22 protein-coding genes are annotated in these 21,931 nt (G+C 65.3%); 14 read left to right on the top strand and 8 right to left on the bottom strand.

Features of this window, described 5'->3' with window-relative positions:
• Positions 1 to 14: 14 nt before the first annotated feature.
• Complete coding sequence (locus tag C7446_RS00375) at positions 15 to 704, top strand: LuxR C-terminal-related transcriptional regulator (RefSeq protein WP_342768331.1); 690 nt, start codon at positions 15 to 17, stop codon at positions 702 to 704.
• Positions 705 to 762: 58 nt separating this feature from the next.
• Here C7446_RS00375 and C7446_RS00370 read toward each other — a convergent pair whose 3' ends face one another.
• Both C7446_RS00370 and C7446_RS00365 read right to left on the bottom strand, forming a co-directional pair.
• A complete protein-coding gene (locus tag C7446_RS00370; RefSeq protein ID WP_121170196.1) occupies positions 763 to 2,319 on the bottom strand; it encodes a SulP family inorganic anion transporter in 1,557 nt (518 codons plus the stop codon).
• 26 nt (positions 2,320 to 2,345) lie between these two features.
• Positions 2,346 to 2,996: a carbonic anhydrase gene (locus tag C7446_RS00365; protein ID WP_121170194.1), complete on the bottom strand. Its 651-nt coding sequence runs from the start codon at positions 2,994 to 2,996 to the stop codon at positions 2,346 to 2,348.
• 454 nt (positions 2,997 to 3,450) lie between these two features.
• On the opposite strand from C7446_RS00365, the gene C7446_RS00360 reads away from it, so the two are divergent.
• On the top strand, positions 3,451 to 4,134 hold the full coding sequence (locus C7446_RS00360) for a response regulator transcription factor (protein WP_121170192.1): 684 nt from the start codon (positions 3,451 to 3,453) through the stop codon (positions 4,132 to 4,134).
• A 45-nt stretch (positions 4,135 to 4,179) separates the two neighbouring features.
• Here the strand turns inward: C7446_RS00360 and C7446_RS00355 are convergent, their stop codons facing one another.
• The 6 genes from C7446_RS00355 to C7446_RS00330 form a co-directional block, all read right to left on the bottom strand.
• Positions 4,180 to 5,748, bottom strand: coding sequence for a bifunctional aminoglycoside phosphotransferase/ATP-binding protein (locus tag C7446_RS00355; protein ID WP_121170190.1), 1,569 nt, complete (start codon positions 5,746 to 5,748; stop codon positions 4,180 to 4,182).
• 76 nt (positions 5,749 to 5,824) lie between these two features.
• Entirely contained in the window at positions 5,825 to 7,111 is a 1,287-nt protein-coding gene (gene hemL / locus C7446_RS00350; RefSeq protein ID WP_121170188.1) for a glutamate-1-semialdehyde 2,1-aminomutase, read from the bottom strand.
• A 51-nt stretch (positions 7,112 to 7,162) separates the two neighbouring features.
• Positions 7,163 to 7,804: a thiamine phosphate synthase gene (thiE, locus tag C7446_RS00345; RefSeq protein ID WP_121170186.1), complete on the bottom strand. Its 642-nt coding sequence runs from the start codon at positions 7,802 to 7,804 to the stop codon at positions 7,163 to 7,165.
• On the bottom strand, positions 7,797 to 8,621 hold the full coding sequence (gene thiD / locus C7446_RS00340) for a bifunctional hydroxymethylpyrimidine kinase/phosphomethylpyrimidine kinase (RefSeq protein ID WP_121170184.1): 825 nt from the start codon (positions 8,619 to 8,621) through the stop codon (positions 7,797 to 7,799). Before thiD ends, thiE begins: the two co-directional genes overlap by 8 nt.
• Entirely contained in the window at positions 8,621 to 9,055 is a 435-nt protein-coding gene (locus C7446_RS00335) for a CopD family protein (protein WP_121170182.1), read from the bottom strand. Before C7446_RS00335 ends, thiD begins: the two co-directional genes overlap by 1 nt.
• Before the next feature lie 110 nt (positions 9,056 to 9,165).
• Positions 9,166 to 11,010: a chloride channel protein gene (locus tag C7446_RS00330; RefSeq protein WP_245977575.1), complete on the bottom strand. Its 1,845-nt coding sequence runs from the start codon at positions 11,008 to 11,010 to the stop codon at positions 9,166 to 9,168.
• Positions 11,011 to 11,248: 238 nt separating this feature from the next.
• On the opposite strand from C7446_RS00330, the gene erpA reads away from it, so the two are divergent.
• The 12 genes from erpA to atpG all read left to right on the top strand — a co-directional run bounded on the left by erpA (position 11,249) and on the right by atpG (position 21,893).
• On the top strand, positions 11,249 to 11,602 hold the full coding sequence (gene erpA / locus C7446_RS00325; RefSeq protein ID WP_121170178.1) for an iron-sulfur cluster insertion protein ErpA: 354 nt from the start codon (positions 11,249 to 11,251) through the stop codon (positions 11,600 to 11,602).
• Positions 11,603 to 12,209: 607 nt separating this feature from the next.
• The gene (gene mnmG / locus C7446_RS00320) at positions 12,210 to 14,096 is read left to right on the top strand and encodes a tRNA uridine-5-carboxymethylaminomethyl(34) synthesis enzyme MnmG (RefSeq protein ID WP_121170176.1); all 1,887 of its coding nucleotides are present in this window, start codon (positions 12,210 to 12,212) and stop codon (positions 14,094 to 14,096) included.
• On the top strand, positions 14,093 to 14,734 hold the full coding sequence (gene rsmG / locus C7446_RS00315; RefSeq protein WP_121170174.1) for a 16S rRNA (guanine(527)-N(7))-methyltransferase RsmG: 642 nt from the start codon (positions 14,093 to 14,095) through the stop codon (positions 14,732 to 14,734). Before mnmG ends, rsmG begins: the two co-directional genes overlap by 4 nt.
• 15 nt (positions 14,735 to 14,749) lie before the next feature.
• Positions 14,750 to 15,520, top strand: a complete 771-nt coding sequence (locus tag C7446_RS00310; RefSeq protein WP_121170172.1) for a ParA family protein — start codon at positions 14,750 to 14,752, stop codon at positions 15,518 to 15,520.
• A gap of 39 nt (positions 15,521 to 15,559) precedes the next feature.
• On the top strand, positions 15,560 to 16,495 hold the full coding sequence (locus C7446_RS00305) for a ParB/RepB/Spo0J family partition protein (protein WP_121170170.1): 936 nt from the start codon (positions 15,560 to 15,562) through the stop codon (positions 16,493 to 16,495).
• 223 nt (positions 16,496 to 16,718) lie between these two features.
• On the top strand, positions 16,719 to 17,117 hold the full coding sequence (locus C7446_RS00300) for an ATP synthase subunit I (RefSeq protein WP_121170168.1): 399 nt from the start codon (positions 16,719 to 16,721) through the stop codon (positions 17,115 to 17,117).
• A 16-nt stretch (positions 17,118 to 17,133) separates the two neighbouring features.
• Positions 17,134 to 18,006, top strand: coding sequence for a F0F1 ATP synthase subunit A (atpB, locus tag C7446_RS00295; protein ID WP_121170166.1), 873 nt, complete (start codon positions 17,134 to 17,136; stop codon positions 18,004 to 18,006).
• 53 nt (positions 18,007 to 18,059) lie between these two features.
• Positions 18,060 to 18,308, top strand: coding sequence for a F0F1 ATP synthase subunit C (gene atpE, locus C7446_RS00290; protein WP_070980198.1), 249 nt, complete (start codon positions 18,060 to 18,062; stop codon positions 18,306 to 18,308).
• A 68-nt stretch (positions 18,309 to 18,376) separates the two neighbouring features.
• Entirely contained in the window at positions 18,377 to 18,847 is a 471-nt protein-coding gene (locus C7446_RS00285) for a F0F1 ATP synthase subunit B (protein ID WP_121170164.1), read from the top strand.
• A 10-nt stretch (positions 18,848 to 18,857) separates the two neighbouring features.
• On the top strand, positions 18,858 to 19,394 hold the full coding sequence (locus tag C7446_RS00280; RefSeq protein ID WP_121170162.1) for a F0F1 ATP synthase subunit delta: 537 nt from the start codon (positions 18,858 to 18,860) through the stop codon (positions 19,392 to 19,394).
• A gap of 16 nt (positions 19,395 to 19,410) precedes the next feature.
• On the top strand, positions 19,411 to 20,955 hold the full coding sequence (gene atpA, locus C7446_RS00275; protein ID WP_121170160.1) for a F0F1 ATP synthase subunit alpha: 1,545 nt from the start codon (positions 19,411 to 19,413) through the stop codon (positions 20,953 to 20,955).
• 62 nt (positions 20,956 to 21,017) lie between these two features.
• A complete protein-coding gene (atpG, locus tag C7446_RS00270) occupies positions 21,018 to 21,893 on the top strand; it encodes a F0F1 ATP synthase subunit gamma (protein ID WP_121170158.1) in 876 nt (291 codons plus the stop codon).
• Positions 21,894 to 21,931 lie beyond the last annotated feature (38 nt).

Below are 21,931 nucleotides of genomic sequence, written 5' to 3'. Positions count from 1 at the left end.
ACAGGGGAGGCATCGTGGATAAGGAAGCATCAGCTATCGTGCTGTTGGTCACCGAGATGAACCCGCAAAGCGAACTGTTCATGCAGTACGTACGCGACAAGCTCGGCTGTGAGGTGGCCACCGTGGCACCGCGCGAAACCGTTGGCAGTGATGACGACATTCACAGGGTTGTGCTGCTGGATGCCGACCACGTCAACGAAAAGGACATGTATCACTGGGAGGAACTGGCCGCGGCCGACAACGCCGGGCTGACGCTGGCAGCGTTCAATCTGGTCGACGAGAACCAGGCCCTGAGCCTGGCCACCACCTTTCGGCTGCAGGGGGTCTTCTATCGTCGCGACAGTCTGGCACTGATCTGCAAGGGCATCGCCAAGCTGATCAGCGAGGAACTGTGGATGTCACGTACCCTGATGACCCGCCTGATCCGCTTCTACCGGCGACAGCAGGTCAATGCCTACCGCCCGGCCAACGGTCTCACGCAGCGCGAGCTGGAGATCCTCAAGCTGCTGGGTACCGGGGCCTCCAACACCGATATCGCCAATCAGCTGTTCGTCAGCGAGCATACGGTCAAGTCGCATCTGTACAACATCTTCCGCAAGCTCAAGGTACGCAACCGCATTCAGGCCATGAACTGGGTCCGCCAGAATCTGGGCAGCGCGCCGGCCCCCCTGCCGCGTCAGGCACGCCAGCACTCCGACGCCTGAACGGCAAGCGAAGGGCAGCAGGACCGCCCTCCGCTTCCTTCCGGCCCGCCGCAGCGGCTCAGCCGGTCGCGGCAGCGGTCCCCGGGGCCACTGCAGGCTGTTCGCCCACACCGGGGTAATAGGTCGCCGACAGGCCGTTGACCGCAATCAGTTCAACGCGGATCCCGCGTGCGCCGGCCCCCTGCACGAAATGCTCGATATCCTCGTACAGGTCGGTGTCGATGAAACCGGCCTCCCGGCCATCAATGATCAGTTGTGCGTCATCCGGCACCTGCTCGAGATAGCCGCGCAGCTCCTGCCGATTCAGAAAGGAGACATCGGTCCGCAGCCGCAGCAGGCAGTGCCGACCGTGGCGGGTAAAGGCCATGGCCGAGCGGTAGTTGGCCTGCACCAGAAACCAGAGTCCACACAGGATACCGATGATCACGCCCTGCAGCAGATTGGTCAGCATCACCGCGCCCACGGTAACCACGAACGGAATGAACCGGCTCCAGCCCTCCCGGTAGAGGGTCACCAGCATGACCGGCCGCGCCAGCTTGTAACCGGTATGCAGCAGGATCGCCGCCAGGCAGGCCAGCGGAATCAGCTCCAGCCAGCTCGCCAGGAAGGCCACGCTGGCCAGCAGCAGGATGCCGTGGATGAAGCTCGACAGCCGGGTCCGCCCGCCGGCGTTGACGTTGGCCGAGCTGCGCACGATCACCGCCGTCATCGGCAGCCCGCCCAGCAGCGAACTGACCATGTTGCCGACCCCCTGGGCCTTGAGCTCGCGATGCGGTGGCGACTGCCGCCCCAGTGGATCGATGCGATCCACCGCCTCGAGACTGAGCAGCGTCTCCAGGCTGGCCAGCAGCGCAATGGTCACGGCCGTGATGTAGAGCTGCGGGTTCGCCAGGCTGGCGAAGTCCGGCAGGCGCAGCTGGGCGAGGAAGTCCACCGGCCCCTCGAGCCCCGGCAGCGACACGCGCTGGGCGCTCTCCAGCGCCGGCAGGGCCCCGAGGCCACCGGCAAGACGATCAATGACAATGGCCGACAGGACCGCCACCAGCGGCGCCGGTATCCGGCGCAGGGTGGCCGGCACCAGACCGCGCTCCCAGCCGACCAGGATCGCCAGCGAGACCAGCGCAATCAGCAGCGCCGTGGGTGACAGGCCGCCGAGCAGCTCGCCCACGGCCAGCAGTGACGGAGCCTTGCCCTGGCCGAAGCCAAGCGCCAGCGGAATCTGGTTGAGAATCAGGATCAGGCCGATGGCCGCCAGCATGCCGCGGATCACCGCCGAGGGCACATAGGCCCCGACCCGGCCCAGTCCGAGCATGCCGAACAGCAGCTGCAGCGCACCGGCCAGCACACCCGCCATCAGCAGACCGCCCAGCCCCAGCGAGTCGATGGCCGCGAGCACCACCACCGTCAGGCCGGCCGCCGGGCCGCTGACGCTGAGTGCCGAACCGCTCAGGCAGGAGACCACCAGACCGCCGACGATGCCGGCAATCAGCCCCGACAGCGGCGGCGCTCCGGAGGCCAGCGCAATCCCCAGGCAGAGCGGGATGGCGACCAGAAAGACCACGATCCCGGCGGGCAGGTCGCGATTGAAGTGTTCGAGCGAGAAGGGTCCCTTCATTGCATCATCTCCGTTCCCGGACGAGCTCAGGCCGTGGCCACGGCGGACGGCTGTTCGGCAGCTTCGGGGAACAGCGGCGCCCCGGCCCCGCGCTCCCAGCGCACGATCTCGCGCAGCAGTCCGCTCTCCAGCGCATACACCATGCCGTGCAGCTGTGGCGGACAGGCAGCCTCGCGCACCACAAACATTTCACCGAGCGCACGCACCTGAGCAATGACATTGAGCTCCACCAGGCGATCGACCCGTTGACGCTCGTCGGTGATGGCAGCCAGTTCATCCTGGCCACTCCGGCAGGTGTCACGCACGCCGGCGAGGTGGCTGTCCACGTGCTCCAGACCGCTGGCGGCATCCGCCATGGCGGCCTTCACGCCACCACAGCCATGGTGGCCGCAGACCACGATGTGCTTCACCTGCAAGGCCGCCACGGCATACTGCAGCACGGCCATGAAACCGGCCTCGTCGCTGCGCACCACGTTGGCCACATTGCGGTGAATGAACAGCTCACCCGGTCCGGCATTGCAGATCTGTTCGGCGGGCACCCGGCTGTCGGAGCAACCGATCCACAGCGCCTCCGGTGCCTGGCCGCGATTCAGGCGGGTAAACACTTCGGGGTCGCGTCGGGACATCTCCTCGACCCAGGCGCGATTTTCCAGCAGGACGCGTTCGTGAAACTCCACGGCTCAACCCTCCGTCGGTCATCATTGGCTCGCCGCAGTACTCGTACTTGCCCTGCGACGATGTAAGCGTTGTGCAAGAAGCGCCATCAGCCCTCCGGGGAGGGGGATAGCGCTCTCATCGGAGCGACGTTCGTTCTATAATCGCCCTTGCCTTCAGTTCCCGGTCGAGCTATCGGCGTCATCCCCGCTGCGGGCGGGAGGCCGCTGTTATTGTTCAGAGACTTTCCAGGCTAGTGGATCGAACTGAATACAGCTTGAACCTAATTAAAATTAACCTGATGATTTCCGGGGATTTTCGGTTTTCTGGGACGCAGACGAACAGGCAGTGGTTCAGATTTCAGGCTGAACCGTGAAACGGTTGATCGATTGTCTTGTCATCTCTTTCAGAGAGCACCGAACGGGCTATACGCAGAGAATCACGAGCATCAAGTTCCACCCTCAACCGGGGCTATCCATGGATGCTGCCAACGCTTCGATCGTAATGGTCACCCAGAGCAGTCCACAGAACGAACTGTTCCTGGACTATCTGCGCCGTCAGCTGGAGTGCGATGTATCACTGATGGCATCGGACGCCTTCATCGATCCCGCGCACGATGAGGGTCCGATGGTTGTACTGCTCGATGATGATCATCTGGAGGAAAACGACGTCCGGCACTGGCTCGAACAGCTCGGTCATCGCCATGACCGGACCGCCTTTGCCGCCTTCAACATGGCCGACGAGGATCGTGCCATGACCCTGCTGATGCATGTGCCACTGCAGGGGGTGTTCTATCGCAACGACCCGCTGAGCCTGATCAGCAAGGGCATCGTGCGGATGCTGGAGGGCGAGATGTGGCTGTCACGGCCGCTGATGGAGCGGCTGCTGACGGCCTACTGGTATCGTCAGTACGAGGAGGGCACCAGCACGCCGCTGGCGTCACTGACCCCGCGTGAGCGCGAGATCCTGGGGATGCTCGACAGCGGTGCCAGCAATCAGGATATCGCCGATCGGCTGATGATCAGCGAACATACCGTCAAGTCGCACCTCTATCACGTCTTTCGCAAGCTCAAGGTGCGCAATCGCACCCAGGCCCTGCATCTGCTGCGCCAGCAGCCGAACCGGCTGCCGGACAACTTCTCGTCAAACATGCGGCGCTGACCCGAGCCGATTCCGGCAGACTCCGGAATCGGACGAGCGGGCCGGTCAGGAGAGCTGCAAGCGCTCCCGCAGCAGTTTCACCAGCTGATGCGAGGCGCCTTCGGCGGTGGTATCCAGATGCACCACCTGCCCCTGCTCGTCATCACCGAAGGGCTCGCGGCTCTCGAGCTGACGCTCGAGCACCTCGACGCCGGCTTCCGAGGCCTCGCCGCGCTGCTGCTGCCGCTTCTCGATACGTCGCCGCAGCGTCGCTTCATCGGCTTCGAAGCTGATGGTCAGGGCCGGCAGGCCGCGCCGTTCGGCCTCGTGTCGCAGCCGGTCACGCTGGGCCCGCCTGAGTGCCGTGGCATCGATGCAGACCGGAAAGCCGGCATCCAGCAGCAGGCCGGCCAGTTCGGCCAGCCGCTGATAGGTCCGCTCGGTCGCCTCGGCGGTGTAGATGCCGCTGTCAATGGCGGAGTCGCTGTCGGCATCGGACGCCAGTCCGAACAGCCGCTTGCGCTCGACATCCGAGCGGAGGCGGATGCTGCCGAGCTCATGCACCACCTGCTGGGTGAAATGGCTCTTGCCGCTGCCCGACACGCCCGCGCTGACCAGCAGCCAGGGGATCTCGAGCTCGGTATAGCGCTCGGCGAGTTCGGCGTAGCGACGATACTCGGCATGAATCCCGGCCCTTTCGGAATCATCCAGCCCCGGCTGACCGACCCGGAACATGGCGATCTTGGCCCGCACCATGGCGCGATAGGCCTTGTAGTACGGCAGCAGGCGCACCAGCTCGTAATCGCCGCTGCGCTCCAGGTAGCGATCGAGCACGTGATGCGACAGCCGCCACTCGCCGCGCACCTCGAGATCCATCAGCAGAAAGGCGAGCTCGCAGCAGATGTCGTTCCAGCGCAGCTCATCGTTGAACTCGATGCAGTCGAAGATCACTGCCCGGCCATCGGACTGCACCACATTGCCCAGGTGCATGTCACCGTGGGTCTCGCGCACGAAACCGTTCTTCAGCCGCTCGGCCATCAGCGGCGCCAGCTGCTCGTAGCGCTCGTCGGCCCACTGCTCGAGCCGACCCAGCCGGTCGAGATCGGCCGGCTCCTCGAGCAGCTCATGCAGCTGCTCGAAGTTCTGGGCGACCGGCGCATGTACCACCTCGGGGGTACCGAAGGCGCTGTCGGGGGCGGCCCGCTCGGCACGCTGGTGAAAGTCGACCAGCTGATCGACCATGTCATCCATGTGCGCCTCGGTCAGCTCACCCCGGGCCTGCAGCGTATCGAACAGCCCCTCGTTGTCGAATACCCGCATGTGCACGGCATACTCGAACGCCTCCCCCGCGCCGTTGATGCGCGGCGCCTCGGGCGAACCGGTGATCGGCACCGCCTCGAGATAGATGTTGCTCGCCAGCCGGCTGTTGAGCCGGATCTCTTCCTCGCAGAAGTGGCGGCGCTTCGCCAGGGTCGAGAAATCGAGAAACCCGAAATCGAGCGGTTTCTTGATCTTGTAGGCGTGCTCGCCGGCCAGCAGGACCCAGGAGATGTGCGTCTCCCGCAGTGACACGCCGGAAACCGGATGGGGGTAGCAGGTGCTGTCCTGCAGCGCTTCAATCAGGCTCTGACTCACAAGAGATTCTCCCTGTTGCAGCTGGGCAGTGGTGAATGAGGCAGCGCGACCGGCACGGGGCCGGTCACACCGCAGATCAGCCGGCCATTTCGGTCAGCACCGTGCGGGCCGCCTCGAGGGTCTTTTCGATATGTTCCTGCTCATGGGCACTGGACATGAAGCCGGCCTCGAAGGGCGACGGCGCCATGTAGACCCCGTGGGTCAGCATGGCAGTGAAGAAGCGCCGGAAGGCGTCGGCATCACAGCCGGTCGCGGCGGCGAAGTTCTCCACCCGGATCTGGTCGGTGAAGAACACGCCGAACATGCCACCTGCGCGCTGGGTGATCAGCCCGATCCCGGCCTCGCGGGCATGGCGCTCCAGCCCTTCGCAGAGCTGCTCGACCCGCTCACCCAGCCGCTGGTGAAAGCCCGGCTCGCGGATCTTGTCGAGCAGCGCAATACCCGCGGCCATCGCCAGCGGGTTGCCCGCCAGCGTGCCCGCCTGATAGACCGGCCCCAGCGGCGAGATCTGCTCCATGATGTCGCGCCGGCCACCGAAGGCGCCCACCGGCATGCCACCGCCGACGATCTTGCCCAGACAGGTCAGGTCCGGGGTGATGCCGTAGTGGGCCTGGGCCCCGCCCAGCGCGACCCGGAAACCGGTCATGACCTCATCGAAGATCAGCACGGCACCGCTATCGTCGCAGACTTCGCGCAGGGTTTCGAGAAAACCGGGGCTCGGCGGGATACAGTTCATGTTGCCGGCCACCGGTTCGACGATCACGCCGGCAATGGAATCGCCCATCTCGGCGAAGCACTCGCGCACGCCCTCGATGTCGTTGTAGGAGAGCGTGATGGTGTGCTCGGCCAGCGAGGCCGGAATGCCCGGCGAACTCGGCTGGCCATGGGTCAGGGCCCCCGAGCCGGCCTTGACCAGCAGCGAATCGACATGGCCGTGATAGTTGCCCTCGAACTTGACGATCCGATCGCGGCCGGTATAGCCCCGCGCCAGCCGCACGGCCGACATGGTGGCCTCGGTGCCGGAGCTGACCATGCGCACCATCTCGATCGACGGCATGATCTCGCAGATCAGATCGGCCATGTCGGACTCGAGGACCGTCGGCGTGCCGAACGACAGTCCGTCGTCGACCCGCGACCGCACCGCTTCCAGCACATCGGGGTCGGCATGGCCGGTGATCATCGGCCCCCAGGAACCGACATAGTCGATATAGCGCCGCTCCTCGACATCGAACAGGTAGGGGCCCTGCGCGCGCTTCATGAACACCGGGGCCTGCCCCATGCCCTTGAAGGCCCGCACCGGTGAATTGACGCCTCCCGGAATGCGGCGGCTGGCACGCTCGAACTGTTGCTGTGAAGTGGTCATGCACTCTCCTCGCGAAACGGATGGGCCACCGGCGCACCGATGGCACTGAATTCAGCTCGTGAAACCGGCCCGCTGGCGCAGTTCACGTACGGCGGCCTCGCTGGCCGCGGCACCGGCGCCGAAGACGGCGTGCACCACGGCTACCAGATCGGCCCCGGCGGCCACGGCCCGGGCAGCCCGATCACCATCGATACCACCGATGGCCACCCGCGGCAGCCCGAACCGGGCGGCCTCGCCGAGCAGCGACAGCTCGGCGGGCGGCGCGCCGGGCTTGGTCCGCGAGGCAAAGAAGCGGCCGAAGGCCAGATAGCTGGCGCCCGCCCGGCGGGCCCGGGCAGCCAGCTCAAGACTGCCGTGGCAGGTTGCGCCCACCAGCACGCCGGGGCCCAGCCGCTCGCGCGCCCCGGCCACCGCGGCATCCTGCTGTCCCAGATGCACGCCCACGCCCAGCCGCGCCGCCAGCGCCACATCATCGTTGATGATCAGCGGCGTGGCGAACTCGCGACACAGGCCCGCCAGCGCCGCCGCCTGCCGGTAACGATGGGCCTCATCGGAGGATTTGTCACGGTACTGCAGCAGCGCCAGTCCGCCGCGCAGGGCGCCTTCGGCCGCCGTCAGCAGGGTGTCGTCATCCGGCAGCAGGGTGGCATCGGTCAGGGCGTAGACGCCGCGCTGCCAGTTGCTCTCATGCATCTCGATCACCGGGTGTGGACAGATCATTCATGCCGGCCCAGCGATCGGGCAGCGCCTGACCGTGACCGGGGCGCACGGCATGGCGCAGGGCCGCCCAGCTGAAGCGCTGGGCGCGTTCACAGGCCGGCTCGAGCGGCAGGCCGGCCGCGAGCCCGGCCGCCAGCGCACTCGCCAGCGTACAACCCGAGCCGTGGTACTGCCCCGGCAGCCGCGGCCACTGCCACTGTCGCGTCCCGCCGGGCCGAAACAGGGTGTGGATAACCTGCTCGCCTTCGGTTCCGTCGGTGCCGGTGGCGAGTACCGCCCCGGCCCCCGCCGCCAGCAGCGCCTCGGCCCGCGCCGCCACCGTTCCGGCACCGGGCGCCAGCCGCGCCAGCTCCGCCAGATTGGGAGTAATCACGCTCGCCAGTGGCAGCAACCGCTGGCGAAAGGCCGCCAGCAGGGCCTCCGAGGAGAGTTCCTGCCCGCCGCCGGCCCGCAGCACGGGATCGATCACCAGCGGCAGTTCCAGCCAGCGGGCACGGAGCTCGACCACCGCCTCGAGCGTGGCCAGATCGGCCAGCAGCCCCACCTTGAGCGCCGCCGGCGGCATGTCCGCCGCCACCGCCCGGGCCGCCGCCGTCAGACCGCCCGCCGCACAGGGGGTGACGGCCTCGACGTCGCGGGAGGTCTGTACCGTCAGGGCGGTCGGCACCGTCAGCGCCCAGCCGCCCAGCGCCCGGATCGCCTCGGCATCGGCAATCAGGCCGGCGCCGCCGGTCGGGTCATGGCCGGCCAGCACCAGCACCACGGGTGGTGTACCGACAGGCGTGGCCATCAGAAGGGGTGCACCTCCGAAAGGATCACCACGGCCAGCAGGATCACCACCGGAACCACGCTGAAGACCCGGTAATAGCTGCGGCCGTGACGGTTGGTACCGTCGGCAAAGCGCTTGATGTGCGCCAGACAGATATGCTGATAACCGATCAGCGCAATCACCAGCACCGCCTTGGCGTAGAACCAGCCAGCCGCCATCAGGGTCTGGAAATCCATCACCAGCAGCCAGACGCCAAAGATCACCGAGGCGATCATGGCCGGATTCATGATGGCCTTGTAGAGCCTGCGCTCCATGAGCTGAAAGCGCCGGGTGCCGCGCGCATCGTCATCACGCAGGGCTTGCGAATGATAGACGAACAGGCGTGGCAGATAGAGCAGTGCCGCAAACCAGCAGATGACGGCAATCAGGTGGAAGGCGAGTATCCAGGCAAACATGCAGGCTCCTGATCAGGCTTGGAATGACACGGTCGGGCCGGGAGGCCGCCGGGGTATAGCACGCGCATGGCGCTACCACCCGCCCGGCGGCCGCGCCGTGAAAGCCCCGTTCAACGCTTGTAGCGATAGTAGTTCTCGATCGCTTCGCGGGTAATGATACCCGAAACCTTGCGAATCATCGGTGCGGTCGTATGCTGCACGTAGAGTGCATCGACGCCGTATTCGTTGATGCAATCAAAGGCTTCCGACAGGGTAGCCTGCAGATCCACGGAAGCCAGTTCGAGACGCTGACCGGGAATCGCCAGCAGGTCGATCTCCTCGATCGCCTCCTCCTCGGCGCCGCCGGACTCGTGGTTGCGCGAGCGCGAACGTGACACTCCCGGAATGGCATCCTCGCCCTTGCCTTCGGCCGCCGGATCGCGGTTGTCACCGAGCACCAGCCGCGCCAGATCGGACGCCGCCAGCGCCACCGGCGACTTGTCCTCGCCGCGGCCGATCATCAGCCACACCGGCCGTGAATCAAGCAGTGTCCGCGCCTGATCCCGGGTGATCCGCGGCCGGGTACGAACCACGGCGCGCTCCATTACCGCCGGCACGGCCACCCGCGACAGCGCCTGGGTCAATGGCTGCTGCAGCGGATGCAGCCCCTGGTTGAACAGGGCCGAAATGAAGAAACCGCGACAGTGCCAGACCTGGCGTCCGGTAAGCCCGGACACCACCACTGCCAGCATGCCGTAGAGGATGAAATCGGGATTGTGGGTCAGCTCGATCAGCGCCATGATCGCCGCCAGCGGCGCCTGCAGCACGGCGCCCATCATCGCCGCCATGCCCAGCATGGCGTAGAGGTGCGGATCATGCACCAGCTGGGGCAGCAGGAACAGCCCCGCCATGCCGAACAGCGCGCCGATCGCGGCCCCGCAGACCAGCACCGGGCCGACGATCCCGACCGGCACGCCGCAGGCCAGGGTCAGTGCGGTCAGTGCCAGCTTGCCGACCGCCACCACCAGCAGGACATCGAGTGCCGGGGTCTGCGTCAGGATGCTGCCCACGGTGTCGTAGCCGATTCCCTGCACCTGGGGGTACCAGAACGCCACCACCGCAGTGGTACTGCCGGCCAGCAGCAGGCGCAGCCAGCGGGGCACCCGGGTCAGCTGCGGGCCCAGCCTGGCCAGCCGGATGAAACCGCCGGCCAGCAGACCGATGACCAGTGACATGGTAATGATCCACGGGATATCGAACAGCCGGGCCTCGATGGTATCGGGTACGGTGAAGGCGGGCATGCTGCCGTAGATCATCTGGGTGACCACCGCGCCGGTGGCGGAAGCTAGGATGACCGGCATGAAGCCGGTCAGGGTGTACTCCATCATCACCACTTCCATGGCGAAGATGACCCCGGCAATGGGGGTATTGAAGGAGGCCGAAATGCCGGCCGCGGTGCCGCAGCCGACCAGCACCCGCAGACTGTTGTGCGGCAGCCGCAGGCGTTCGCCGATCCAGCAGGAACCGCCGGCGCCGAGATGAATGGCCGGTCCTTCGCGACCGGCCGAGAGTCCGCCGATCAGGGTCACGGCCCCTACCCACCACTGATTGAGCCAGTTGGCCAGCGGCATCTGCCCCTGATGGTAGGTCAGCCGCTCGATGACGTGGCCGATGCCGAGCTTGCGCGCTGCGGCCGGCTGGCGCCACAGGCCGACCCCGATCAGGGCCACCGCGGCCAGCGGCAGCAGCACACGGATCGGTGGCGGCAGCGCCTCGAAATCGTCCGAACGACCACCGGGCATGAATCCCAGCGTGATGACATCGATCAGTTCACGAAAGGCTGCCATCAGCAGACCGGTCAGGGCACCGGAAAGCACAGCAAGCAGACAGAGCTGCGGCAGCGCATCCACCGACGCCAGACGCCGGCGGAAATGATCCAGACTGAAGCGTGTAATGCCGAGACGATAACGCGGCAAGTCGGGTTCTCCCCGGTAGCGGACAGGCGCAGGAATGGATGTCATGCCGGCTGCTCGTACATCCCTGACGCTGACGAGGCGGCTGTCGCTGGCAGCCACCCTGCCGACCCTTCATTGTTGCCACAACCCCCGGTGCAATTCAAAGAGCACGACCTTTCCCGCGGCCACCCAGGTTGACCCCGGTTGCGCCTGGGTCCGATAATGCAGGCATTCATTCAAGATACTTCGGGAGGCCGCGATGAGCGGGGCAGAATCCTTCGTCCCGACGCCGCTTATCTTCACCGATGCTGCAGCAGGCCGCTTGCGGGCCCTGATCGCCGAGGAGCACAACCCGGCGCTCAAGCTGCGGGTCTACGTGACAGGTGGCGGATGCTCGGGCTTCCAGTACGGTTTCGACTTTGCCGAAGCGGTGGACGAGGAAGACACCGTGATCGAGAACGGCGAGGTGGCCATGGTGGTTGATCCGCTGAGTTATCAGTACCTGGTCGGTTCGACCATCGACTTCGAGGAAGGGCTGGCGGGTGCCCGTTTCATGATCCAGAACCCCAACGCCACTACCACCTGTGGCTGCGGGGCATCCTTCACCGTCTGACCCTTCGAAAGCCTGATCACTTCTCCTCGAACCCCGGCCAGCGTGCCGGGGTTTTTCATGTCCACCCTCCCTGAATCCGCCATCCGGATCGCCGATCCGCTCTTCCGATGGCTGTGGATAACATTCATCGCTCATCACCTGCATGCGTCGCTCCGAGCCACGCCACACGGCGCTCGTGGCTGCCGGGGCCGACTGCTGCCCTGCTCTGGACGAGTGCGGTAACAACCATCGGGACAGGCTGGGCAGTACTCGGGGGATAAGCTGCCCTGTGCATAACCAGGCCTTTCATCCACAGCTCCTGCAACGGTCATCCGCCCTTCATACGCCACTCGTGCGCAACCGTATCAACACGCCAGATAACTGATTCATGGTGCAATGAATCGGTTATCCACAGAAATTGCGGCTCCCCATAATCACAACCACAACAGAACTTCCTTTTTATACACCCTGTATTGATTGATTGAAGGAAAACGCGAGCTCGTGTGGAAAACCCCTGACGGTTACCCACAGGCGCGTTATAATCGCGAACCCTGATTTCCCCATTTCCGTTACGGTCAGCAGCCGATCAGGCAGGCGTGGCCGTGGCCAACGTGCTCGAGGTCAATACGTGGATTACCCGGACCGCTTTGACGTCATCGTCATCGGCGGTGGTCATGCCGGAACCGAAGCCGCACTCGCCGCCGCCCGAACGGGCTGTCAGACCCTGCTTCTGACGCACAACATCGAGACGCTGGGCCAGATGTCCTGCAATCCCGCCATCGGCGGCATCGGCAAGAGCCATCTGGTACGCGAGATCGACGCGCTCGGCGGTGCCATGGCGCTGGCTACCGATCGGGCGGGCATCCAGTTCCGGGTGCTGAACTCCCGCAAGGGGCCGGCCGTGCGCGCCACCCGGGCACAGGCGGATCGGGTCCGTTACAAGGCGGCCATCCGGCACACGCTCGAACATCAGCCCAATCTCACGCTGTTTCAGCAGTCGGTGGATGACCTGATTGTCGAGGGCGATACCGCCCGCGGCGTGGTCACCCAGGGCGGCATCCGCTTTTTCGCCGAAAGCGTGGTGCTGTGCACCGGTACCTTCCTGGGGGGCGTGATCCACATCGGTGAGCAGCACCATGGTGGTGGCCGCAGCGGCGATCCCTCGGCCTCGGCGCTGGCGCGGCGCCTGCGTGAACAGCCGCTGCGGGTGGATCGGCTGAAGACCGGTACCCCGCCGCGACTGGACGGCCGCAGCGTCGATTTCTCGAAGCTGGCCGCCCAGCCGGGGGACGAGCCGCGTCCGGTGATGTCGATGATGGGAACGCCCGACATGCATCCGTCCCAGCGCAGCTGTTACATCGCGCATACCAACACGCGTACCCATGACATCATCCGCGCCAACATCGAGCGCTCGCCGATGTTTTCCGGCGCCATCGACAGCGTGGGGCCGCGCTACTGCCCGTCGATCGAGGACAAGATTCACCGCTTTGCCGACAAGGAGAGCCATCAGGTCTTCATCGAACCGGAAGGCCTGGAGACCCCCGAGCTCTACCCCAACGGCATCTCGACCTCGCTGCCGTTCGATGTCCAGCTCGAGCTGGTACGCTCGATGGAAGGGCTGGAAAACGCCCACATCGTGCGCCCGGGCTACGCCATCGAATACGATTTCTTCGATCCGCGGGATCTGAAGCACTCGCTGGAAACGAAGGTGATCCACAATCTCTGGTTCGCCGGTCAGATCAACGGCACCACCGGCTACGAGGAAGCCGCGGCCCAGGGGCTGCTCGCCGGGCTCAACGCCGCCCGGCGGGCAAGCGGGCAGGACGCCTGGTGGCCGCGGCGTGACGAGGCCTATCTCGGCGTCATGGTCGATGACCTGATCCGCATGGGCACCCGCGAGCCCTACCGGATGTTCACCTCGCGGGCGGAATACCGCCTGATGCTGCGCGAGGACAATGCCGACCTGCGCCTGACCGAAACCGGTCGTCAGCTGGGCCTGATCGACGATCAGCGCTATCGTGCCTTCGAGACCCGGCGTGATGCGATTGCTGCCGAGCGCGAGCGGCTCGATCGGGTACGCGTCCGCCCCGGCAGCGATGCGGCGCGCCAGCTGGTGCCGAAGATCGGCGAGCTGGAGAAGGAGCAGCGCCTGAGCGATCTGCTGCGCCGTCCCGAGCTGAACTACGAGGATCTTGCCGGGCTGGCCGAGGGGGCACCCGAACAGCCGCACGTCCGTCAGCAGGTGCAGGTGCAGGTCAAGTACGACGGCTACATCGCCCGGCAGCAGGAAGAGATCGACAAGCTGCGCCGTCACGAATCGACCCCGCTGCCGGCGGAGCTCGATTACCACACGGTCGATGGCCTCTCCAGCGAGATCCGCCAGAAGCTCGACGAGGCGCGCCCCGAGACACTGGCCGAGGCCGGCCGTATTCCCGGCGTGACTCCGGCGGCGCTGTCGATGCTGCTGATCCATCTCAAGAAGCAGCAGCGCCCGGCGCGGGCCAGCGGCGAATGAACCCGGCCTGCGAGGTCACCCTCGACGAGGGGGTCGCGGCGCTGGGGCTGGAGGCCGATGATGAACAGCGCAGCCGGCTGCTGGCGCTGGTGGCGTTGTTGCACAAGTGGAACCGGGCTTATAACCTCACCGCGGTGCGTGATCCGGTTGCCATGGTGCAGCGCCATCTGCTCGATTCGCTGGCCATCGTGCCCTGGCTGCGCGGTCCGCGAGTGCTGGATGTCGGCAGCGGCGCCGGGTTGCCGGGGCTGGTGCTGGCGATCATGGCGCCACGGCTGGCCGTGACCCTGCTCGACAGCAACGGCAAGAAGGTTCGCTTCCAGCGTCAGGCGGCGCACGAACTCGGCCTGAGCGGCGTCAGCGCCGTACAGGCCCGGGTGGAGCAGTACCCGGGCGGCCCCTTCGAGCAGATCGTCAGCCGTGCCTTTGCCGCACCGCAGGCGTTCATCGACGCCAGTCGGCATCTGCTGGCTCCCGGCGGCGAGTGGCTGGCCATGATCGGCCGCGACGACAGCCTGCGGACCGGATCGATCACTGGGGCCACGCCGCTTGCCTGCGTGCCGCTCGCGGTGCCCGGCGCGCAGGGCGATCGTCATCTGCTGCGTCTCGAAGCCGCCGGGGCGACTACCGACCAATAACCAGGGATTGTCCTCTTGACCCGGATCATCGCGCTGACCAACCAGAAGGGCGGCGTCGGCAAGACCACCACCGCCGTCAATCTTGCCGCCTCGCTGGCATCGCTCAAGCGCCGCGTTCTGCTGATCGATCTCGACCCCCAGGGCCATGCCACCATGGGCAGCGGCATCGACAAGCACGATCTGCCGGAGGGCAGCATGCTCGATGTGCTGCTGGGCGATCGGGCGGCGCGCGATGTCATGCTGCGCAGCGAGAGCGCCGGCTATGCCCTGCTGCCCGCCAACGGCGATCTTACCGCCGCCGAAGTCGATCTGCTCGAGCGCGAGGGGCGCGAGCGCTGTCTCGACCGGGCCGTGGGCGACATGGTGGCCGATTTCGATGTGGTACTGATCGACTGCCCGCCGTCGCTCAACATGCTGACCGTCAACGCCCTGACCGCCTCCCACGGCGTACTGATCCCGCTGCAGTGCGAGTTCTATGCGCTGGAGGGGCTGTCGGCGCTGCTCGACACCGTCGAGCAGATCCGGGAAAGCGTCAATCCGACGCTGGCGCTGGACGGCATCGTGCGCACCATGTACGACAGCCGCAACAGCCTGACCCGCGATGTCAGCAATCAGCTGGCGAACTATTTCGGTGATCAGCTGATCAGGGCGGCCATCCCTCGCAACGTACGGGTGGCCGAGGCGCCCAGCCACGGCCTGCCGGTGACCCGCTATGCCAGGATGTCGCGGGGCAGCCACGCCTACCGGGTGCTGGCCAAGGAACTGATCCGGCGCCTGGCGCTGTAACACCACTGTGATGATCGTGTTGATCGAGGTGACTTCCGCATGACCCGTAAACGCGCGCTCGGAAGAGGTTTGGATGCCCTGATCGGTGCCGGTGCCACTGCCCGGCAGCGCTCCAGCGGTGAAGTGGCGATCGATCCGGCCGAAGAGGGTGGCGAGGGTGCCCTGCACGAGGCCCCCGAGCTCGAGGCCGGCGAGCGGCTGGAGCGCCTGCCGCTCTCCCGGCTCTCCCGCGGGCGCTATCAGCCCCGGCGCGATATCCAGCCCGAACGGCTCGAGGAGCTGGCCGCCTCGATTCGTCGCCAGGGGGTGATGCAGCCGATCGTGGTGCGCCCGCTGGCCGATGCCGGCGACGAGCAGCGTTTCGAGATCATCGCCGGGGAGCGCCGCTGGCGGGCTGCCCAGCTCGCCGAGCTCGAGACGATCCCCGCCGTGGTGCGCGAGCTCGATGACGAGGGCGCACTGGCGATGTCACTGATCGAGAACATCCAGCGCGAGAACCTCAATCCGGTCGAGGAGTCGGTTGCCCTGCGCCGGCTGATGGACGAGTTCGAACTGACCCAGCAGCAGGTGGCCGATACGCTGGGCAAGTCGCGCGCCCAGATTGCCAATCTGCTGCGGCTGCTGGCGCTCGAGGAGAGCGTGCAGACCCTGCTCGAGCGCGGCGATCTCGACGTCGGCCACGCCCGCGCCCTGCTGGCCCTCAAGGGGGCAAAGCAGCGTCAGGCCGCCCACGAGGTGGTCGATCGCGGTCTGACCGTGCGTCAGACCGAGGCGCTGGTGAAGCGCATGAACGAGGCGAAGGCGCCGGCCGAGCCGGCCCCCGCCTCGCCGGATGTCGGCCGGCTGGAGACCCAGCTCGGGGAACTGCTCGGTGCCAGGGTGCGGATCAGCCATGGCAAGAGCGGCAAGGGACGTTTGACCATCCGCTATACCAGTCTTGAAGAGCTGGATGGCATTCTTGGCCATATCCGCTAGTCTTCGGCACTTAAAGAGAACTTAATCCGGGATTGCCAGACGGATCGGTTTGACCGAGCATCTATCCGCCCCTGTCGACAAACGGGTGTTACTGCTTGGCTTTTTGCCTTTCGGGGCGTTGATGGGAGCATACGGCTTCCCTATAATCCGCCCGGTTTGGCAAGTGGCCGGCGCTCGGGACAGCCCGGGGGCCGGTATCATCTCCAGCGGCAGGGAGCAGCGCATGCGGTCCATGACACCGGCCAGACCCCGGCGACCGCAGGTGGGTCGCCTGCTGCTGGGGCAGACGCTGACGGGCGCCGCGGTCAGCCTGCTGGCGCTGATCCTGGGAGGCGTCAGCGACGGTCTGTCGGCGGTCAGCGGGGCGCTGGTGTGTCTGCTGCCCAACGCCTATTTTGCCTGGCGGGCCTTCAGGCTGCGTGGCGCCCGTCTGGCCCGGGAGATCATGAACGGGTTCTACCGGGCCGAAGCCGGAAAGTTCGGTTTGACAGTGGCATTGTTCACGCTGGTCTTCGTGGCAGTGCCGCCCTCAAACCCCGCTTTCTTTTTTGGCGCTTACGTGCTGGTTCAATGCGTTCACTGGCTGGGGTTCTGGCTTGTTCGCACCGGATCGCGCACCTGATCACCGAGGCAGCTTCATGGCAGCAGGTAATAGTCTGGAAACGTCCGAGTACATCAAGCATCACCTTCAGAACCTGACCTTCGGGTACGATCCCGGGCACGGGTGGACCATCGCCCACAGTGCCGAGCAGGCGTCGAACATGGGCTTCTGGGCGATCAACCTGGACACCATGCTCTTCTCGATCGTGCTCGGTGCGCTGTTCCTCTGGGTGTTCCGGCTGGTGGCCCGCCATGCCAGCAGCGGGGTGCCCTCGAAACTGAACAACGCCGTGGAGATGGTCGTCGAGTTCGTAGACAGCTCGGTGCGCGAAACGTTCCATGGCAAGAGCCGGCTGATCGCCCCGCTCTCGCTGACCATCTTTGTCTGGGTCTTCCTGATGAACCTGATGGACCTGATCCCGGTCGACTGGATTCCCCAGCTGGCCCAGGCGGTCGGTGTCAGCGTGATCGGGGTCGAGGACCCGTCGCACGTCTACTTCCGGATCGTGCCGACGGCCGATATCAACGCTACCCTGGGCATGTCGCTGACGGTCTTTGCGCTGATCCTGATCTACATGGTGCGCATGAAGGGCATCAGCGGTTTCGTGGCCGATCTGACCCTGAAACCCTTCTCGGCCAGCAATCCCCTGGTGCAGGCCCTGCTGGTGCCGGCCAACCTGCTGCTCGAGCTGGTGACCCTGCTGTCCAAGCCGATCTCGCTCGGACTGCGTCTGTTCGGTAACCTCTATGCCGGCGAGCTGATCTTCATGCTGATCGCCTCCGTCGGTCTGTTCCAGCTGCCCCTGCATTTTGCCTGGGCCACGTTCCACCTGCTGATCATCGTTCTTCAGGCATTCATCTTCATGATGCTGACCATCGTCTACCTCAGTCAGGCCAGCGAAGAGCACTGATCGGTTCACCCACTCCCCCTCAACTCAACGTGACTTGAAAACTGGAGAGCACCATGGAAGCACAAGTTCTGGGCATGACTGCGATTGCCGTTTCGCTGCTGATCGGTCTGGGCGCCCTGGGCACCGCCATCGGCTTCGGCATCCTCGGCGGCAAGTTTCTGGAGGGCGCCGCTCGTCAGCCCGAAATGATTCCGCAGCTGCAGGTCAAGATGTTCATCGTCGCCGGCCTGCTGGATGCCGTCGCCATGATCGGTGTCGGTATCGCACTGTTCTTCACCTTCGCCAATCCGTTCGTTGGCTGAGCATCCCCGTTGCGGATGCCCGGCATCCGGTGTGATGCCCCAATGACCACGTAGCGAGAGGTGACGGCGTGAATCTGAACCTAACTTTGATCGGCCAGTCCATCGCCTTTCTGGTGTTCGTATGGTTCTGCATGAAATATGTATGGCCGCCGATCACCAAGGCGCTGGAAGAGCGGCGCAGCAAGATCGAGGAAGACCTGGCATCGGCCGATCGTGCTCGCCAGGAAATGGAGCGGGTCAACGAGGAGTCCGAGCGGATCCTGCGCGAGAGTCGCGAGGAAGCCAGCCGGATCCTCGAGCAGACCCGTTCGCGCGCCGATCGCATGATCGAGGAAGCGCGCGATGATGCCAGGGCCGAAGGCCAGCGCATGATCGATCAGGCCAGAAGCGAGATCGACATGGAGCTCCAGCGCGCCCGGGAAGATCTGCGCCAGCAGGTGGCGGCCCTGGCCGTGACCGGTGCCGAGCGCATTCTCGAAACCGAGATCGACGAGAACCGGCATCGCGAGATGCTCGACAAGCTCGCTGCCGAGCTCTGAGGAGGCCTCCATGGCGGACAACGCACCCCAGGCACGCCCCTATGCGAAGGCCGCATTCGAGCTGGCCCGTGAACAGCAGGCGGTGGATCAGTGGTCGACCATGCTGGCCGAGGGCGCCCGTGTGGTACTCGACGAACGCGTCGCGCACCTGCTGGCCGATCCGACCCGGACCTCCGGCGACCAGGCCGAGATCCTGATCGAGCTGCTGGGCGAGACGCTGGATGAGCGTGGCCGCGAATTCATTCGCGTGCTGGCGCGTCAGCAGCGACTGGCAGCGCTGCCGGCGATCAGCGAGCTGTTCGAAGCCGAGCGCGCCGAATTCGAGCGGGTGGCCGTGGTGGAGGTGATCTCTGCCTTCGAACTCAGCCAGACGCAGCAGGACAGTCTCGCCCGCGCGCTCAAAAAGCGCCTGGATCGCGAAATCACTATGACCACTTCGGTGGACAGGACGCTTCTGGGCGGCGTCATCATTCGCAGCGGCGATACCGTCATCGACGGTTCGGCGCGCGGACGACTGGCCCGGCTCAAGCGCGACCTGAACGCCTGAAGTCGAGGGACATGGCATGCAGCAACTGAATCCTTCCGAAATCAGCGACATCATCAAGGGTCGTATCGAGAAGCTCGACATCGATGCCCAGGCGCGCAACGAGGGCACCATTGTCAGCGTGTCCGATGGCATCGTGCGCATTCATGGCCTGACCGAGGCCATGTTCGGCGAAATGATCGAATTCCCCCACAACATCCAGGGCATGGTGCTCAACCTCGAGCGCGACAGTGTCGGGGTCGTGGTGCTGGGTGACTACCAGCAGCTTCAGGAAGGCATGACCGGTCGGTGCACCGGTCGCATCCTTGAAGTGCCGGTCGGTCGCGAACTGCTCGGCCGCGTGGTGGATGCCCTGGGTCGTCCGATCGACGGCAAGGGCGATCTCGAAGCCAGCGAGACCGATGCCGTCGAGAAGGTCGCGCCCGGCGTCATCGCCCGCCAGGGTGTCGATCAGCCGGTCCAGACCGGTCTCAAGCCGATCGATTCGATGGTACCGATCGGCCGCGGCCAGCGTGAGCTGATCATCGGCGACCGCCAGGTCGGCAAGTCGGCGATCGCCGTCGATACCATCATCAACCAGAAGGGCAAGGGCGTCACCTGCATCTACGTGGCCATCGGCCAGAAGCAGTCGACGATTGCCAACGTGGTGCGCAAGCTCGAAGAGCACGGCGCCATGGAGCACACCATCGTGGTGGCTGCCGGTGCGGCCGATCCGGCGGCGATGCAGTTCATCGCCCCCTATGCCGGCTGCACCATGGGCGAGTACTTCCGCGATCGCGGCGAGGATGCCCTGATCGTCTATGACGATCTCTCCAAGCAGGCCGTCGCCTATCGCCAGATCTCGCTGCTGCTGCGTCGTCCGCCGGGCCGTGAGGCCTATCCCGGCGACGTCTTCTACCTGCACTCGCGGCTGCTCGAGCGCGCCTCGCGCGTCAACGCCGAGCACGTCGAGAAGGTCACCAACGGTGAAGTCACCGGCAAGACCGGCTCGCTGACCGCACTGCCGATCATCGAGACCCAGGGCGGTGACGTCTCCGCGTTCGTGCCGACCAACGTGATCTCGATCACCGACGGCCAGATCTTCCTCGAGACCGATCTGTTCAACTCGGGGGTACGCCCGGCCATCAACGCCGGCCTGTCGGTTTCCCGTGTCGGCGGCAGCGCCCAGACCAAGATCATCAAGAAGCTCGGCGGCGGTATCCGCCTGGCGCTGGCGCAGTATCGCGAACTGGCGGCCTTCTCGCAGTTTGCCTCCGATCTCGACGAGGCCACCCGCAAGCAGCTCGAACACGGTCAGCGGGTGACCGAGCTGATGAAGCAGCGCCAGTACTCGCCGATGTCGGTGTCCCAGATGGCCGTATCGCTGTATGCCGCCAACGAGGGCTACCTCGAGGACGTGCCGGTCGACAAGGTACTCGACTTCGAGCATGCGCTGCAGGATTACATGTCCTCCGAGCACAGTGAGCTGATGCAGAAGATCGATCAGACCGGCGGCTACGACGACGAGATCCAGCAGGGTCTCAAGCAGGGCGTCGAACAGTTCAAATCGACCCAGAGCTACTGACAGCCGCAGGGCGGACGGGCAGCACGCCCGTCCGCTGACGGGTCGATCAACAGGACATCGCTATGGCAGCCGGAAAAGAGATCAAGTCCCAGATCGGGAGCATCAAGAACACCCAGAAGATCACCAGCGCCATGGAAATGGTCGCGGCGTCGAAGATGCGTCGTGCCCAGGAGCGCATGGCGACGAGCCAGCCCTACGCCCGCCAGATCCGGCAGGTGGTTCGGCACATCGCCCGGTCCAATCCGGAGTATCAGCATCCGTACATGACCGAGCGCGAGGTGAAGCGGATCGGGTATATCGTGGTGACTTCCGATCGTGGCCTGTGTGGTGGTCTCAACAGCAATCTGTTTCGTTCGCTGATGCGCGAGATCAGCGCCTGGCGGGAGCAGGGAGTCGAGCCCTCCTTCTGTGCCCTGGGCACCAAGGGAGCGGTATTCTTCCGCAAGTACGGCGGCAATCTGCTCGCGGCGCGCGGCAACCTCGGCGATGCCCCGGAGGCCGGCGACCTGGTCGGCAGCGTCCGGGTGATGCTGGAAGCCTTCGACAATGGTGAGATCGATCGGATCGACATCGTCTCCAATCAGTTCATCAACACCATGAGTCAGAAGCCGGTGATTCGCCAGCTGCTGCCGCTGGTCGACGACGAGTCCGACCAGGAGGACAGGACCCGGGATGGCCTCTGGGATTACCTGTATGAGCCGGACGATGCCAGGGCGCTGCTCTCCAGACTGCTGGTGCGCTATGTCGAGTCCCAGGTCTACCAGGCGGTGGTCGAGAACATCGCCAGCGAACAGTCGGCGCGGATGATCGCGATGAAGAACGCGACCGACAACGCCGGAGACCTGATCGACGATCTGCAGCTGCAGTACAACAAGGCGCGTCAGGCGGCGATTACCCAGGAGATTTCCGAAATCGTCGGCGGGGCTTCAGCGGTCTAGCGAACGGACAGTTTTTTTACAGGTTCAAGAGGAATCAT

Source organism: Kushneria sinocarnis (genome assembly GCF_003633775.1).
In the GTDB taxonomy this organism is placed as follows: Bacteria; Pseudomonadota; Gammaproteobacteria; order Pseudomonadales; family Halomonadaceae; genus Kushneria; species Kushneria sinocarnis.
Note: the sequence above shows the minus strand (reverse complement) of the source record. Positions and strands in the feature narration are given on the sequence as shown.